This window comes from Pseudoalteromonas sp. BZA4 (assembly GCF_040104395.1).
In the GTDB taxonomy this organism is placed as follows: Bacteria; Pseudomonadota; Gammaproteobacteria; order Enterobacterales; family Alteromonadaceae; genus Pseudoalteromonas.
Genome location: NZ_JBECOT010000004.1, coordinates 16,407 through 32,096, shown reverse-complemented (window position 1 = coordinate 32,096; position 15,690 = coordinate 16,407). Strand labels below are relative to the sequence as shown.

General features: G+C 42.5%; 15 protein-coding genes and 5 tRNA genes. 17 read left to right on the top strand and 3 right to left on the bottom strand.

Going from position 1 to position 15,690, the window contains the following annotated elements; translation table 11 throughout:
• Positions 1 to 41: 41 nt before the first annotated feature.
• On the top strand, positions 42 to 740 hold the full coding sequence (locus ABMY41_RS02925; protein ID WP_349274108.1) for a methyltransferase: 699 nt from the start codon (positions 42 to 44) through the stop codon (positions 738 to 740).
• 3 nt (positions 741 to 743) lie between these two features.
• On the opposite strand, the gene ABMY41_RS02920 is transcribed toward ABMY41_RS02925, so the two are convergent.
• Both ABMY41_RS02920 and ABMY41_RS02915 read right to left on the bottom strand, forming a co-directional pair.
• The gene (locus tag ABMY41_RS02920) at positions 744 to 1,427 is read right to left on the bottom strand and encodes a hypothetical protein (RefSeq protein ID WP_287245111.1); all 684 of its coding nucleotides are present in this window, start codon (positions 1,425 to 1,427) and stop codon (positions 744 to 746) included.
• A 57-nt stretch (positions 1,428 to 1,484) separates the two neighbouring features.
• Positions 1,485 to 1,919 (bottom strand): hypothetical protein, encoded by a 435-nt coding sequence (locus ABMY41_RS02915; RefSeq protein ID WP_175082923.1) that lies wholly within the window; start codon positions 1,917 to 1,919, stop codon positions 1,485 to 1,487.
• A gap of 104 nt (positions 1,920 to 2,023) precedes the next feature.
• On the opposite strand from ABMY41_RS02915, the gene ABMY41_RS02910 reads away from it, so the two are divergent.
• Positions 2,024 to 2,452: a DUF2147 domain-containing protein gene (locus ABMY41_RS02910; RefSeq protein WP_175081026.1), complete on the top strand. Its 429-nt coding sequence runs from the start codon at positions 2,024 to 2,026 to the stop codon at positions 2,450 to 2,452.
• A 42-nt stretch (positions 2,453 to 2,494) separates the two neighbouring features.
• Here the strand turns inward: ABMY41_RS02910 and fldB are convergent, their stop codons facing one another.
• Complete coding sequence (gene fldB, locus ABMY41_RS02905) at positions 2,495 to 3,016, bottom strand: flavodoxin FldB (protein ID WP_054551247.1); 522 nt, start codon at positions 3,014 to 3,016, stop codon at positions 2,495 to 2,497.
• 92 nt (positions 3,017 to 3,108) lie between these two features.
• On the opposite strand from fldB, the gene xerD reads away from it, so the two are divergent.
• The 15 genes from xerD (at position 3,109) to ABMY41_RS02830 (ending at position 15,661) form a co-directional block, all read left to right on the top strand.
• Positions 3,109 to 4,032 (top strand): site-specific tyrosine recombinase XerD, encoded by a 924-nt coding sequence (gene xerD, locus ABMY41_RS02900; RefSeq protein WP_289097737.1) that lies wholly within the window; start codon positions 3,109 to 3,111, stop codon positions 4,030 to 4,032.
• A 59-nt stretch (positions 4,033 to 4,091) separates the two neighbouring features.
• Positions 4,092 to 4,826 (top strand): bifunctional protein-disulfide isomerase/oxidoreductase DsbC, encoded by a 735-nt coding sequence (gene dsbC, locus ABMY41_RS02895; RefSeq protein WP_287245118.1) that lies wholly within the window; start codon positions 4,092 to 4,094, stop codon positions 4,824 to 4,826.
• A 77-nt stretch (positions 4,827 to 4,903) separates the two neighbouring features.
• Entirely contained in the window at positions 4,904 to 6,625 is a 1,722-nt protein-coding gene (gene recJ, locus ABMY41_RS02890) for a single-stranded-DNA-specific exonuclease RecJ (RefSeq protein ID WP_289097735.1), read from the top strand.
• Positions 6,626 to 6,768: 143 nt separating this feature from the next.
• Positions 6,769 to 7,867, top strand: a protein-coding gene (gene prfB / locus ABMY41_RS02885) for a peptide chain release factor 2 (protein ID WP_105181232.1) whose coding sequence is annotated in 2 segments (ribosomal slippage) — positions 6,769 to 6,843 and positions 6,845 to 7,867 — 1,098 coding nt in all. Because the reading frame shifts where the segments join, the coding sequence is not laid out codon by codon here.
• Between the two features lie 26 nt (positions 7,868 to 7,893).
• The gene (gene lysS / locus ABMY41_RS02880) at positions 7,894 to 9,429 is read left to right on the top strand and encodes a lysine--tRNA ligase (RefSeq protein WP_054560811.1); all 1,536 of its coding nucleotides are present in this window, start codon (positions 7,894 to 7,896) and stop codon (positions 9,427 to 9,429) included.
• A gap of 252 nt (positions 9,430 to 9,681) precedes the next feature.
• Positions 9,682 to 9,879 carry a hypothetical protein gene (locus ABMY41_RS02875; RefSeq protein ID WP_055020963.1) on the top strand — a complete coding sequence of 66 codons (198 nt, stop codon included), beginning with the start codon at positions 9,682 to 9,684 and terminating at the stop codon, positions 9,877 to 9,879.
• Between the two features lie 112 nt (positions 9,880 to 9,991).
• Positions 9,992 to 10,084, top strand: a tRNA-Ser gene (locus ABMY41_RS02870).
• A 38-nt stretch (positions 10,085 to 10,122) separates the two neighbouring features.
• Positions 10,123 to 10,199: transfer RNA gene (locus tag ABMY41_RS02865), tRNA-Arg, on the top strand.
• 81 nt (positions 10,200 to 10,280) lie between these two features.
• Positions 10,281 to 10,357: transfer RNA gene (locus tag ABMY41_RS02860), tRNA-Arg, on the top strand.
• A gap of 141 nt (positions 10,358 to 10,498) precedes the next feature.
• Positions 10,499 to 10,575: transfer RNA gene (locus ABMY41_RS02855), tRNA-Arg, on the top strand.
• Between the two features lie 98 nt (positions 10,576 to 10,673).
• Positions 10,674 to 10,750: transfer RNA gene (locus ABMY41_RS02850), tRNA-Arg, on the top strand.
• A gap of 398 nt (positions 10,751 to 11,148) precedes the next feature.
• Entirely contained in the window at positions 11,149 to 12,396 is a 1,248-nt protein-coding gene (locus ABMY41_RS02845; protein WP_349274106.1) for a hypothetical protein, read from the top strand.
• Between the two features lie 21 nt (positions 12,397 to 12,417).
• Positions 12,418 to 13,794 carry an SH3 domain-containing protein gene (locus ABMY41_RS02840; protein WP_289098808.1) on the top strand — a complete coding sequence of 459 codons (1,377 nt, stop codon included), beginning with the start codon at positions 12,418 to 12,420 and terminating at the stop codon, positions 13,792 to 13,794.
• A gap of 8 nt (positions 13,795 to 13,802) precedes the next feature.
• Positions 13,803 to 14,915 (top strand): dipeptide epimerase, encoded by a 1,113-nt coding sequence (locus tag ABMY41_RS02835; RefSeq protein WP_175080990.1) that lies wholly within the window; start codon positions 13,803 to 13,805, stop codon positions 14,913 to 14,915.
• A complete protein-coding gene (locus tag ABMY41_RS02830) occupies positions 14,912 to 15,661 on the top strand; it encodes a L,D-transpeptidase family protein (RefSeq protein ID WP_175080989.1) in 750 nt (249 codons plus the stop codon). The genes ABMY41_RS02835 and ABMY41_RS02830 overlap by 4 nt, the downstream gene beginning before the upstream one ends.
• Positions 15,662 to 15,690 lie beyond the last annotated feature (29 nt).

Genomic DNA, 15,690 nt, shown 5'->3' with positions numbered 1-15,690 from the left:
ATACGCGTTAACGCGGCTGTGGTGAATGAAAAGGTGAAAAAATGTCAGGCTTTGTGTTTAAACAATTTACGGTAACGCAAACGCGCACGGCGATGAAAGTATCGACTGATGGTATTTTGTTAGGGGCGTGGGCTGATGTAAGTGGTGCTAAGGGCATTTTAGACATTGGCACAGGCACAGGGTTGTTGGCGTTAATGGTAAAACAAAGAGCGCCTGAAGCAAAAGTAAGTGCCATCGAAATTGACGCGGGTGCCTGTAATGATGCTCGAGAAAACTTTGCGGCTAGCCCATGGCCTGATATAAACCTTTTCGAAGGTGCTTTGCAGTCGTTCAACGCAGCAGAGTCTTTTGATGCGATCATCACCAATCCACCGTATTTTAATGCGAGCCTAAAAGGTGATAATCATGCTCGAAATACAGCCCGCCATACTGACGGCCTTAGCTTCAGCGAATTAATAGCAGCGTGTACTAGGATTAGCCACGGCAAAACGCTTTTGAATGTGATTTTGCCCTGTGTAGAGGCAAAACAATTCATTGCGGTAGCAGAGCAAGCAGGCTGGTACTTAAATCGCCATTGCTTGGTACGTACAACCGAGAAAAAACAACCAAGTCGTAGCCTGTTGTTACTCAGCCAAAACAACGGCGAATGTGATACATCATCGTTAACCATACATGCAGCTGATGGTAGCTATAGCCAAGATTATAAAGAGCTCTGTAAAGCTTTTTACCTAAAGATGTAATGGTTATTCAGCTATGCTCGCTTCAAGGCCATCTTCACTTAAAAGTAAAGTGTATGACTGCCCATATGATGCGTTGCAGATTGAGACTGGTTCATAAACTCGCTTATCTTCATCATTGAGCTTTGATACTTTTAAATCATCAGCGCAGTCATCAATGTGGTACCAATAACTTAATTGATTTTGATATAAATTGACGATTTGCTTTTCAACTTTTAAGCGAAGGTTTTCAGTTGCGAGAATACGTATAGCAAAAAAGTCATCTTTATCATCATTAGCTTTTTTTACTAGAGTTAAACGAAGCTTTTCTTCATTTTGCCAAGCCATAAAATGATAAGGTTGATTTTGCTCTACCTGATACATCTGTGTGGCTGAGTTAGTTATGTCGCCGTGATCGACTACATAAAATGAAATACGGCTACGTTCATTGTGAGCATGTGTTACATCAATGGGAAGTGATTGCGATGCAAGCGTGTCAACATAGTATTGAGAGTCTTTAACTTCTTGAGCATCACCAAACAGGTCAGTGTTTGCCATGTAATAGTCCACTTCTAAATCAGTGGTATTGACGAGTGTGTAATTGTTCTCATACATTTCATCGCCAAAGTTATGAGTTTCTTCAACTTCTAATTCATCACAACCAGTTAGCAAAATACTTGCGGCAATCATTATAGGTAGCGCACTTTTCATTGTTATTCCTTTTACAAATGAAGGAGCTGATTAGCATACTTATAAGTTATTGTACCTTTATTGGTTGTTAAATTGTACCGGTGGCTGTAATTGCATGACTTCATCAAGCTGAATTTGTTGCACATATTCAAGCTCTAATAGGGCGTCTAACACGGCTTTACTGTGCGACTTTTCTATTTCGGCACTGCAAAAGTCAATAATGCTAAAGCGGCGTTTTATCAGCAGACCGTTGATTTCAGGTAAAGGATGTGTGGTTTCAATTAGCACGCGGGTCGTAGGGCAGGGGTCGGCATAGCCTGAACGTAATAACTTTTTTAAATTAAACAAGTTATCATCGAGCCGACCCAGCTCAATGGCGGCTTTAGCGCTATCAGGAATAAATAATGGCTCAGCAAAGCGATTTATTTTTATTTCGCCCGTGGCGTTAATTGTAGCTACCTGATTACTGTCGTAACTGACAATATCACCGGTAATTAATGTGAATTGACTCATTGTGTTCCCTCGCAATGTTGTGTCGATTTCGGAGCTTAGCAAAATGGTGTGTTTGGTTAAGCCCTGATATAGTGCCAAAGTCTTAAGTTTTATACGAGTTTTTTATGTTCCGTTTATCAATTGTTTTATCTACCTTATTATTTTCTCAGTTGAGTTTTGCTGCATTGACGCCTGTGGGTCTTTGGAAAACTATTGACGAAGAAACGAATGAAGCGAAATCTTTAGTACGTATTAGTGAGCAAGATGGTGTGTTGGTTGGCAGTGTTGAAAAAATCCTTAACCCAGCCAAGCAAGACGCAATCTGCGAAGAGTGTAAAGGTGATAAGAAAAATCAGCCTATTTTAGGGTTAAAAATTATAGAAGGCGCTACAGATGCTGGCGATGGTAGCTGGCAAGAGGGTGAAATTCTAGACCCAAACAATGGTAAAACCTATACCCTTAAACTAACACCACAAGAACAAGGTAAGGTGCTTGAAGTACGCGGCTATATTGCATTTTTCTATCGTAATCAATATTGGCAACGTGTTGAATAACCATTAAAAAGCCAAGCGATGCTTGGCTTTTTTATTCATGACTTACAAGCTTTCGCTGTACTCAGTCATGACTTGTTCAACCCAGCTTGCGATACGCTCATCGCTAAGCTCGTATTGACTGTCCTCATCAAGGGCTAAGCCAACAAATTGTTTGCCATCTTCAGTGAGTGCTTTTGAAGCCTCAAATTCATAACTTGCATCGTTAGGCCATTTGCCTAGCAAGGTAATGCTTTGATCACAAATTTCATCGTGTAACATGCCAAGTGCGTCTTGGAACCACTGACCATAACCTTGTTGATCGCCCATACCAAACAGAGCCACGGTTTTGCCGTTTAGGTTAACATCTTTAATGTCGTCCCAGATTGATTCCCAATCTTCTTGCAACTCACCAAAATCCCAAGTTGAAATGCCGAAGATCACGAAATCAAATTGCTCTGCATTTTTTAATGGCTCATCTTTGATATTGTGAAGGCTCACGATGTCGTGACCAATAATATCGCGAATTTTCTCTGCCGCTATTTCTGTGTAGCAGGTTGTAGAACCATAAAATAAACCAATCTGCATCGTATTTATCACTGTGTATTTGCCTGATATGATAGGCGTAAGTTTACCGTAAGGTATAATCAATTGATACCTTGATAAGGATGAGAGTACGCGTGGCTGATAATAATTCACAAGCCCAAAAAGGTGTAATAACAGCAAATAACGCCGAACATTTAGAGTTATTTTTAGATACGCTGTATCTTGAGCAAGGAGTCAGCGAAAATACACTCGCAGCTTATCGCAGTGACCTTGAAAAGTTTTGCCAATTTTTAAAAGATAAAGACCTACTAGCCGTTCGATCTGATGATATTGAAGCGTATTTAGCATACCGTGTTGATTTAGGGCTGAAGTCGCGCAGCACCGCGCGAAGCATCAGTGCACTTAAGCGTTTTTATCAGTATTTTGTACGCGAAAAAGCCATTGTTGATTCGCCGATGGTCAATATTGCTCAGCCAAAAGCAGGGCAGTCATTACCAAAAACGCTGTCAGAAGCCGAAGTCGAAGCTCTGCTTGCAGCCCCAGACATAGAAGATCCTATGGGGCTTCGCGATAAAGCCATGCTTGAGCTGTTATATGCCACAGGGCTTCGTGTGACTGAGCTGGTGGGACTCAGAATGGAGCAAATTAATTTGCGCCAAGCGGTGGTCTTTGTAAAAGGTAAGGGTAACAAAGAGCGTTTAGTTCCCTTAGGCGAAGAAGCTATGTACTGGCTTGAGCAGTTTTTAAAAGTGGGTCGTTCGCAAATGATTAAACATGCCACTGACTTTGTGTTCCCATCAAAGCGCGGGATTGGCATGACACGACAAACTTTTTGGCATCGCATCAAACACTATGCTATTTTGGCATCAGTTGAATCGCCGTTATCACCGCATACGCTTAGACACGCGTTTGCAACGCATTTGCTTAATCATGGGGCGGACCTTAGAGTCGTGCAAATGATGTTAGGTCACAGTGACTTATCAACAACACAAATTTATACCCATGTAGCGAATGAAAGATTGAAGTCGGTACACGAGCAACATCATCCACGTGCTTAGTGCAAGATTTTTAAAGATGTACCGGTCTATATAAAAAATGATCAGGATATAGGATATTTATGAAAAAGTTAGTTTTAGCCACAGCACTACTAGGCACAAGCTTAAATGTGTTTGCCAATGGCGTATCAACAACAGATGCTGCTGATGCCCCTATTATTGCTAAGTTTGCTGAGTTAGGCGTAACCGTTAAGCAAATCAACCAAAGCCCAGTGGCAGGCCTTAAAGAACTAATTACTGATAAGGGTGTACTGTACGCAAGCCCTGACGGTCAATTTCTAATGCAAGGAACACTGATTGACCTTAATAACCGAGTTAATCTAACAGAGCATGCACTGAGCGATGTACGTAAAGAAGGCATTGCTGAGTACGAAGACTCAATGATCGTTTACAAAGCGAAAAACGAAAAGCATTCAATCACAGTCTTTACCGATATTACCTGTGGTTACTGCCGTAAGTTACATCGTGAACTTGATGATTTCTTAGATGCGGGTATCACGGTTAAATACCTTGCTTTCCCACGTGGTGGTTTACGTGGTAAAGGTTACCAAGATCTAATGAATGTATGGTGTGCTAAAGACCCTGCTGAAGCGTTAACTGAAGCAAAAGCGGGTGCAGAAGTCGCAGACGTGCCAGGTTGTAACGCACCAATTGCTGAGCATTACCAACTAGGTCAAAGCTTTGGTATGTCGGGTACTCCAGCAATTATTTTAGAAGATGGCACCATGATCCCAGGTTATCAATCAGCTGCGCAGATCAGCCAAGCGCTTGATGCCTTACCAAAAACATCTTCATAATTGATTTTTTAAACGAAAAGGCCTATTTGTCGTAGGCCTTTTTTATTTGTATTAAGCAAAGAAGTACCATTTCCGACATGGAAAAAATAATTCAAGCTCGTCCTCATGTTGATGATTCGCATCTACCACACCATTTACACCCTGTAATTAAGCAAATATATGCGACTCGACAGGTGCAAAGTGCCACCGAACTCGATAATAGCGCTGCGACATTACATGACTTTAAGTTGTTTAAAGATATCGACAAAGCTGTGGTGCTATTGCAACAAGCCCTCGCGGCTCAAAGTCGCGTGTTAATCGTCGGTGACTTTGATGCCGATGGCGCAACCAGCACAGCAACCTTAATGCAAGGTCTTGCGATGTTTGGCTTAAAGAATCTTGATTACTTGGTACCTGACAGATTTAGCCTAGGTTATGGCTTAAGTCCTGCGCTTGCTGAGCAAATAGTGGCTATGCAACCCGAGCTTGTGATCACTGTTGATAACGGTATTTCATGTATCGATGGCATTGCAATTGTAAAGCAAGCAGGTATTAAGGTGCTGGTAACTGATCACCATTTACAAGGTGAAGCCCTGCCAGATGCTGATGCCATCGTGAACCCGAATCGTCATGACTGTCAGTTTCCATCGAAATCAATAGCAGGGGTTGGAGTGGCTTTTTATCTGCTTATTGCTTTACGTAGCCACTTACGTGAACAAGGGTATTTTCAGCATCAGCCAATGCCAAATTTGGCTGAGTTACTTGATATTGTAGCCCTTGGTACCGTTGCCGATGTGGTCGCTCTTGATGCCAATAACCGTACCTTAGTTTATCAAGGTTTAGCACGTATTCGCAGTGGTAAAACACGCCCAGGTATCAGTGCCCTAATCGAAGTGGCAAATCGTAATGCTGCCCGTTTAAGTGCCAGTGACTTTGGCTTTTCATTAGCGCCACGCTTAAATGCAGCAGGGCGTCTTGATGATATGAGTTTAGGTATAGCCTGTTTGTTATCAAGCGATATAAACCAAGCACGCCGAATTGCCGGTGAGCTCGACAGCCTCAATCACGAGCGCCGTGAAATAGAGCAGGGCATGCAAACTGAAGCACAAGCGGTGCTTGACTGTTTAGCATTTAAAACTGAGTCAGTGCCTGATGCCATTTGTTTATATCAAGCTGATTGGCACCAAGGTGTGATTGGTATTTTGGCTGGTCGATTAAAAGAAAAGTATCACCGCCCGACGATTATTTTTGCAGCGGGCGATAACGGCGAAATAAAAGGCTCTTGCCGCTCCATTGAAGGGCTGCATATGCGTGATTTATTAGAGCGAGTAAATACACTCTATCCGCATTTGATCAGTAAATTTGGTGGCCATGCTATGGCGGCCGGGCTGAGTATCAATGAGCAAAGTTTTACTGAATTTAAAACCGTGTTTGAGCAAATGGTAACAGACACACTCACTGAAGAGCACAAGCAAAGTATTTTACTTACCGACGGTGAATTACCTAATGAGTGCTTTTCGATGGAGTTTGCCAACTTACTAAAAAATGCCGGCCCCTGGGGACAGCAATTTCCTGAGCCAGTGTTTGAGCATGTGTTTGAGGTAATACAGCAGCGCATTGTCGGTGAAAAACATTTAAAACTGGTTTTAAAACATCAATCTGGACGATTAGTTGACGGTATTGCATTTGGTGTTGATGTGCGTGCATGGCCAGATACCGAAGTACGTTATGTGAAAGCTGCTTATCAACTCGATATAAATGAATTCCGTGGTAAATTCTCGTTACAGTTGATTATTCGAGAGCTACAAAAAGCGACATAAAAATATCGTTATAATCGACATAAAAGGCTAATAAAACGCTCGGTTTTTTGTTAAAATCGGGCGTTTTTAATATTTGTAGATAATTTACCGTATTTATTGTCGATATCGGTGCGCGGTAAATCAGCCATTTTGGAGTAATGTACATGTTTGAAGTGAATCCTGTGATTAACCAAATCAAGGAAATTCGCGAACGTACTGAACTGCTTCGGGGGTACCTTTGACTACCCTCTTAAGAAAGAGCGGTTAGAAGAAGTTAACGCAGAACTTGAAGATTCAGCAGTGTGGAATGAGCCAGAGCGAGCTCAAGCACTTGGCCGTGAAAAGTCGGCACTCGAAGCTATCGTTGAGACCATTGATAATCTAGTGTCAGGTACCGAAGATGTTGAAGGTTTAGTCGAGCTTGCTGTTGAAGCAGAAGATGAAGAAACCTTCGCAGAAGCCGAAGCTGAATTAGGCGATTTAAACGCACAGCTTGAAAAGCTAGAGTTCCGTCGTATGTTCTCAGGCGACCATGACCAAAACGATGCTTACCTTGATTTACAATCAGGTTCTGGCGGTACTGAAGCCCAAGACTGGTGCAACATGCTACTGCGTATGTATTTACGTTGGGGTGAAGCAAAAGGCTTTAAAGTTGAACTGGTTGAAGCAACTGATGGTGATGTGGCTGGTATCAAAGGTGCAACAGTGCGCTTTGTTGGCGAATATGCATACGGTTGGTTACGTACAGAAACAGGTGTTCACCGTTTAGTGCGTAAGAGCCCGTTCGACTCAAGTGGTCGTCGTCATACCTCATTTGCATCGGCATTCGTTTACCCAGAAATCGACGATAATATTGAAATTGATATTAATCCGGCAGACTTACGTATTGACGTTTACCGCGCATCAGGCGCCGGTGGTCAGCACGTAAATACAACAGAATCTGCGGTTCGTATTACTCACATACCAACTAACACTGTTGTACAGTGCCAAAATGAGCGTTCACAGCACAAGAATAAAGACCAAGCAATGAAGCAGTTAAAAGCGAAATTGTTTGAGCTTGAAATTCAAAAGCAAAATGCTGAGAAACAAAGCCAAGAAGATGCTAAATCTGATATTGGCTGGGGTAGTCAAATTCGTTCATACGTACTTGATGACTCGCGCATTAAAGACTTACGTACTGGCGTTGAAAACCGTAATACACAAGCGGTTCTTGACGGCGACTTAGATAAATTTATTGAAGCCAGCCTTAAATCTGGCCTATAACCACCAAGCTAAAAAAGAGCTAAAAAATGACTGATCAAATCCAAGACGAAAATAAGTTAATCGCTGAGCGTCGTGGCAAATTAGACGCAATCCGCGAAAATTGCCCAGCCAACGGTCATCCAAACCAATTCCGTCGTGAACATTACACGGCTGATTTGCAAGCTGAGTTTGGTGATAAATCGAAAGAAGAATTAGTTGCTGAGCAGCACGTTGTATCAGTAGCAGGTCGTATCCTTGCTAAACGTGGTCCTTTCCTTGCGTTACAAGACATGAAAGGCCAAATTCAAGCGTACGCATCAAAAGACGTACAAAAAGAATTAAAAGCAAAATACGGTCAACTTGATATCGGTGACATCATCGGTGTTAAAGGCGCACTTAATAAGTCAGGTAAAGGTGACCTATACGTAGAAATGACAGAGTACGAGTTACTGACAAAGTCATTACGCCCGTTACCAGAAAAATTCCATGGTTTATCTGATCAAGAAACTAAATATCGTCAACGTTATGTTGATTTAATTACTAATGAAGCGACACGTGAAACTTTCCGTATTCGCTCAAAAGTTGTTGAAGGTATCCGTCGTTTCTTAGCAGATCGTGACTTCATGGAAGTTGAAACGCCGATGCTACAAGTGATCCCAGGTGGTGCGTCTGCTCGTCCATTCGTAACACACCACAATGCACTTGATATCGACATGTACTTACGTATTGCACCTGAACTTTACTTAAAACGTTTAGTTGTGGGTGGCTTTGAGCGTGTATTCGAAATTAACCGTAACTTCCGTAACGAAGGTTTATCAACGCGTCATAACCCAGAATTCACAATGATCGAATTCTACCAAGCATACGCTGATTACATTGACCTAATGAACATTACTGAAGACATGTTACGTACTGTTGCGACAGACGTACTTGGTTCACCAATTGTTGTAAATACAACGAAAGATGAAAATGGTGAAGTGGTTGATTCAGTAGAGTATGACTTTGGACAACCGTTTACTCGTTTAACAATGAGCGAAGCTATCCTTAAGTACAACCCAGACTTTGATGCTGCGGTATTTAATGACCCTGAAAACCATTTTGAAGAACTTAAAGCGTACGCGAAGCAAGTACACGTTAAGATCCCAGAAAACTGCGTATGGGGCCCGGGTAAATTCTTATGTGAAATCTTCGAAGAGACAGCTGAGCATAAGCTAATTCAACCGACTTTCATCACCGCTTACCCGTGGGAAGTATCTCCACTTGCACGTCGTAATGATGAAAACCCATTTGTAACTGACCGCTTCGAATTCTTCGTTGGCGGCCGTGAACTAGCAAATGGCTTCTCTGAGCTTAACGATGCACAAGACCAAGCAGAGCGCTTTACTCGTCAAGTTGAAGAGAAAGACGCTGGTGATGATGAAGCGATGCACTACGATGATGACTATATCCGTGCATTAGAATACGGCTTACCACCAACAGCGGGTGAGGGTATTGGTATCGATCGTCTAGTGATGTTATTCACTGACTCACCAACAATTAAAGACGTGATCCTATTCCCACACATGCGTCCTCAAGCTGATTAATCAGCTAAAAGTCTTGAAAACGCCGCTTTTTAGCGGCGTTTTTGTTATCAGAAATTTCTGATTTTTATTGCTGTCAATTTTAATACTCAATTGTAATTAGCTGATCTAAAAAGAAATGCTGAATTAGTCTTCCAACAAAGTTACTAAGTTGTAAAATTTTTCTACAAATACAAAGGCCAATAGTATTATTTTTAGCCAAGATATGACATCATTGCGCAATTCTCGTTCAATGTATAAATGGACTTAATAATAATGACTAAAAAGCCTTCGCCGTTGCCTACAGATACGAACAAAAGCGAGCATCAACGTGAAGATTTTTATCGTGCTTGCATAGCCGAATTTCAACAATTGGGTTATCAAGATCAATACCTCGCAGAGTTAACTGATGAATTGATCCCATTGACGGGTCTTGAACCGTTGAGTGATAAAGAAAAAACGGCGAAAGGATAAACAAAAACAAGCTGTTTAGGCTCGTTATGGACAATCTATAACCATCTATACGATTTTCCTTGAAAAGTGTTTGACATATTTCCTGAAATCTTTATTATACGCCCCACAAGACGGAGAGGTGGCCGAGTGGCCGAAGGCGCTCCCCTGCTAAGGGAGTATAGGGTTTGTAGCTCTATCGAGGGTTCGAATCCCTCCTTCTCCACCATTTTTCCTAAAATGGCATGTCTTGAAGGTAATATGTGTGGACGCGTAGCTCAGCTGGATAGAGTACCTGGCTACGAACCAGGCGGTCGGAGGTTCGAATCCTCCCGCGTCCGCCACTTTTTACTTTAACTCTGCATCGAGTATAAACTTGAGTCTCTTGCTAAGAGAATAAATTAGCAATGTTCAAATGTGCGTGTGGACGCGTAGCTCAGCTGGATAGAGTACCTGGCTACGAACCAGGCGGTCGGAGGTTCGAATCCTCCCGCGTCCGCCATATTTGAAACTCACATCGAGTATAAAGATACAAATTTGGTCGGAGGTTCACTCTTTCAAGAGACGTCCCGCAACCGCCATATTTGAAACTCATATCGAGTATAAAGATAAAATCATTGCAAGATTATAAAATGTAACTTGCGGACGCGTAGCTCAGCTGGATAGAGTACCTGGCTACGAACCAGGCGGTCGGAGGTTCGAATCCTCCCGCGTCCGCCACTTTCTCTTAGAAAGTGACATAAGCCGACAAGCTGTCGGTTTTTTTGTGTCTTTAAGATACAGTCAATGCAAGACTTAAACATGCATCATCACACTGCGGACGCGTAGCTCAGCTGGATAGAGTACCTGGCTACGAACCAGGCGGTCGGAGGTTCGAATCCTCCCGCGTCCGCCACTTTCTCTCAATTAGAGTTAAAGTGTCATAAACCGACGAAAGTCGGTTTTTTTGTGCCTGCAATCCGCGTAGGAGCGACTTCAGTCGCGAGCATCACGCTTCCACACCCCAAATTAAACCCCAACTCAAAATGCAAAAATGCACCCCGTAGGCGTGAAACTTGTTTCGCGCGCATCAAGATGCATAGGGTTTTCAACATCTCACCTAAGCGATAGATTTTATCTAGTAAATTAATTTATAAGCCAGCTTCTTACAGGCATTAAAACCGAGTTAATTTGCTTCATGGTCAATTTGTGTTAGATTTAATAAAATATTCCAAAAATAATAACAAGTGGGAATTTTATTTTATGTATGCGAAAGGTGCATATCAAAAACGGCTGGCTATAAGTTGCGGCTTTATGCTTTTGACTGGTTGTGAAGCGAACACAGAAAAAGCCCCATTAACCGACCAACAATACTTTGAGCAAGTAATGTTAGCACCCGCTATTTTGCCAAAAGACTTATCTAATAGCGGCTGTTTATCACTCGAAAATGAAAGCAATCTGCAAGGTTATAAATCAGCGGCTGAGGTTAATTACCAGCAGGCGGGTTGGCAAAACAGAGTTGCGGCCGATTGGCAGTATTTTTTAGCCCCAGAGCAACCGGGCAAGCTACTCCTAATTGATTATCAAGTTCGAGCAGGGCAATTAGCTTACCGGTATTTAAGTGACGGCAGCCATAATGAGTTATATGAACCTTGGAGCTCATCAAAAATTCAAGCGTTTAGCGGTGCGCTTTCAAAAGTAAGGCAATCCCACCCAGAGCTTGGTGCAGCTTCTTTTGCCGGCGATACTGCATTGGCTGATTTGATCAGCAGTATTAATAGTTACGAAGCATTTGGCAAAGCCGATGGTAATTCAAATGCGATAGCCAGTTATTTTGTCAATGTGGCAGGGCGCGAATACTTACGTGGGCTTTTTAATGATGGCTGGCTAAAACTACAGGATCAGCGTTTGCTATTTAACGGCGCATATGGCCCAGAGCAGTTTATGCCATCAGACGAATACTGGCATAACCCTACCAATAATGAGCTTGATGCAAAGATAGCTCGGTTCAAAGCAAGCAGTGATGATCCTGGCTATTTAGGGTATCGTTGTGAGAGTTGTGGTTTAACGGGCAACAAAGCAATGACCACACTTGCTCAAGCGGAATGGTTAAAACGTCTGGTTAGTCATCAGCGTGAACCAAGTACGCAAATGCCTTATTTACAAGCAACTGATGTTGATGTGCTACTTAATGGCACAGGCCATACAGATGAACATGCGCAAGTTGGCGGTATGATGGTAGGTATCAGTCATATCGTTACAAATGCATTAGCAAATGTTATTGCGCCAAATGATAGTCGCTCTGCAAAAGAAGTGCTCGATAGCGCAACGAATGGGCAGTGGCGTGTTTGGCAAAAAATTGGTTGGGGGCCAAGTGAAACACGCTCCACCACAGAAACCGTAATGTTGGCACATGTGTGTTTAGGCAATTACCAAGGTGGCCGTGAGTTTACGTTTAGTGTACAGCAGTCAACTTTGGGGGCTGACGAAGCCAATTTGCCAATAGTCGGTAAGCAAATGCAGCAAAAGTTGCAGCATGCTTTTACAAAATTATTAGATTAACGCGTTCAATAAGGTACAGCTATGCGTCGTTCAATTATCGCTTTATCAATTACTTTAGGGGTTGCTTTTAGTGCACCTATGCATGCTGAGGGTTGGCAATCAGATGTTATCGGGGTCACGCAGTCACAGCTTTCGCCCAGCTACTGGCTAGCACAAGGTGCATCGGCAAAAGTGATCATGACAGAGGCGCAAATTGCGGCCTTCAACGAGAAACTAGTAAAAGATAATAAATACATTGTTGATCCTCTGTCATTTCAACAATCGCTCAGTAAAGACGAGTTAACAAGCGCCATTCATTCGGCAAGTTCAATTCCAAAAAGCCCGCGCTTTTTTACCGACGGCCGCCAACTCACCGCGAAAGACTTTGCCAAATATCAGGAAAACTTAAACCTTAACAAGGTCGCAGATAACAATGAGGTACGTTTTGCTGTAGTCGTTAAGCGCACCGCATTACGTACTTTTCCAACCTGGGATCGGGTTTTAAATAGCGGCCTTGATCAAGACTTAGATCGCTTTCAAGAAAGCGGAATGTTTCCGGGCGAAGCGGTTGCTGTATTGCATCAAAGCGCAGATAAAAAATGGTTGTTAGTACGTGCTTACAACTACCTAGCGTGGACGCCTGCAGAAGATCTTGCCTTTGCTGATGCAGATAAAATAAAAGCCTATCGCGAACAAGATGACTTCTTGGTGGTAACCGGTGCAAAAGTAAATACTGCTTATGTGCCAAATGATGAAGGCCTCTCAGAAGTTCAGCTCGATATGGGAGTGCGCTTACCATTAGTTGATAGTGAGCAAGTACCGTATTTGCTCAACGGCCAAAACAGCTATGCTAGCCATGTTGTACAGTTACCTACCCGCGATGAGCAAGGCAAACTTGTTATTAAACCTGCAATGATAAGTAAAACTGCCGATGTAAATTTAGGCTACCTAGACTACAACGAGCAGAATCTCATTAAACAAGGCTTTAAGTTTTTAGGCGAGCGTTATGGTTGGGGTCATGATTATAATGGCCGTGACTGCACTGGGTTTGTTGGTGAAATTTATAAGAGCTTTGGCCTACTAATGCCGCGTAATTCAGGGCAGCAAGGCAGTAGTGAATACGGGCAAAATAATCGCTTTGATAAAAATACAGCGGCGGATGCTAAGTTGCCAAAGGTTAAAAACATGGCGATTGGCGATCTAATTTATATTCCGGGTCATGTAATGATGTACCTAGGGGAGCATCACGGTGAGCCTTATGTTATTCATGACGTTAAAGGCTTAGGTTATAACAAAGGCGATGGTAGTTTTTATAGTAGTGCCTTGAATGGGGTGTCGGTCACGCCATTATTGCCACTTAGATTATCTCAAGAAACCAGCTACTTAGATCGTATTTATAACATTAAGCGTATTCGCTAGAGGCCATTATGAAAATTAAAGCTGTTCGCTTTGCAAAGCTCAAAGTGCCATTAGTTACTCCATTTAAAACAGCACTAAGAGAAGTCAGTTTTATCGAAGACTTAGTGGTTTTAATCGACACCGAATGTGGCCAAATTGGCTATGGCTCTGCGGCTTCAACACCGGTTATTACAGGCGATACCCATCAAGGGATGATAGCGGTCATTCAGCAGTTTATTGCCCCTAAATTAGTGGGGCAAGAAATCGAAAACATTAATCAGCTTACCCACATTATTCAATCAACGGTGGTTGGTAACAGTAGTGCAAAGGCGGCGTTAGAGCTGGCGGTTTACGACTTGTGGGGCAAGCTCTATAAAGCGCCTTTATATAAGTTACTTGGCGGTGGGAAGTCAGCGCTGAAAACCGATATCACCATAAGTGTCGATAACATAGATAAAATGCTCAGTGATTGTCAGCGAGCGGTTGAGCAAGGTTTTGATGTATTAAAAATAAAAATCGGCAATAACCTTAATCAAGATATTGAACGAGTAAAAGCAATCCATGCTGGGTTTGCCGCTAAGGCGCAGCTGCGTTTAGATGTAAACCAAGGTTGGAATGCCAAACAAACTGTGTTTGCGTTGCAACAACTTGAGCAATCAGGTGTGGTATTAGAATTGGTTGAGCAGCCGGTAAAAAGCAGTGATATTCAAGGTCTCAAATATATTACTGAGCGAGTGAACACCCCGATTATGGCCGATGAAAGCGCCTTTTCACCGAAGCAAGTGATCCAACTTTTAGAGCTTGGCGCAGTTGATATTATCAATATTAAATTAATGAAAATGGGCGGTTTAAGCCGAGCTATTGAGATTGCTAATATCACAGCCCAATACCAAGCAGAGTGTATGATAGGTTGTATGCTAGAGGGCAGTATTGCCGTAGCTGGTGCTGCACATTTAGCCTCTGCCAAAGCACAGCAAATCAGTAAAATTGATTTAGATGGCCCAGCCCTTGGTCAGTATGACCCAGTGCAAGGGGGCGTTGAATTTAGCGGCCCACAAATACGCTTATCGGATGCCCCAGGTCTTGGCATTGAATCAATAACGGGGCTTGAACTAATCACAAATGGAGTATGGCCAGCATGAAAAAACTATTCAGTCTTATTGCAGTTATGAGTTTATCGGCTTGTGCCAGCAAAGAGTTACCTAAACCTGTTATTGATAACAGTCATCAACAGCTCGTGGTGGTGGTCGCTAATGATAGTGATGCCATTGATGCCACTCTTTATCGCTTTGAAAAAACCGCTGGCAGCTGGCAACAACAAGGTCAGCAACACGCGGTGGTATTAGGTCGAACTGGTCTTGCTTGGGGAGTGGGGCTGCATCCTGCACAACCTGGTCAGCAAAAACAAGAAGGCGATGGTAAAGCGCCTGCGGGTATTTTTGAGCTTGGTACTGCATTTGGTTATTTAGATTCATTACAAACTAACCTCAGTTATCAAGCAATGACAGCAAATGATTATTGTATTGATGTGAAAGGCTCACCGTTTTACAACCAGTTGGTTGATAAAGCACAAGTAGGTGAAGACGCCGTAAAAGACTCTTCAGAATGGATGCGTCGTGATATATACAGCCAAGATAACCTTTATAAAAAAGGCATTGTTGTTAAGCATAACCCAAGCAATATCAATGGTGCGGGTAGTTGTATCTTTATGCATTTATGGCGGGCGCCAAGTAAGCCTACAGCTGGTTGTACAGCAATGACAGAAAGCGATATGGATGTTCTACTTGCTTGGTTAGATGAGCGTAAAAAGCCGCTATTAGTCAGCTTGACCAAAGCGCAATATCAACAAAAGCAAAGTCAGTGGCAATTACCTAACTTAGCTAAATAAAAATAATAAAATAAAAGTATTTTAATTTT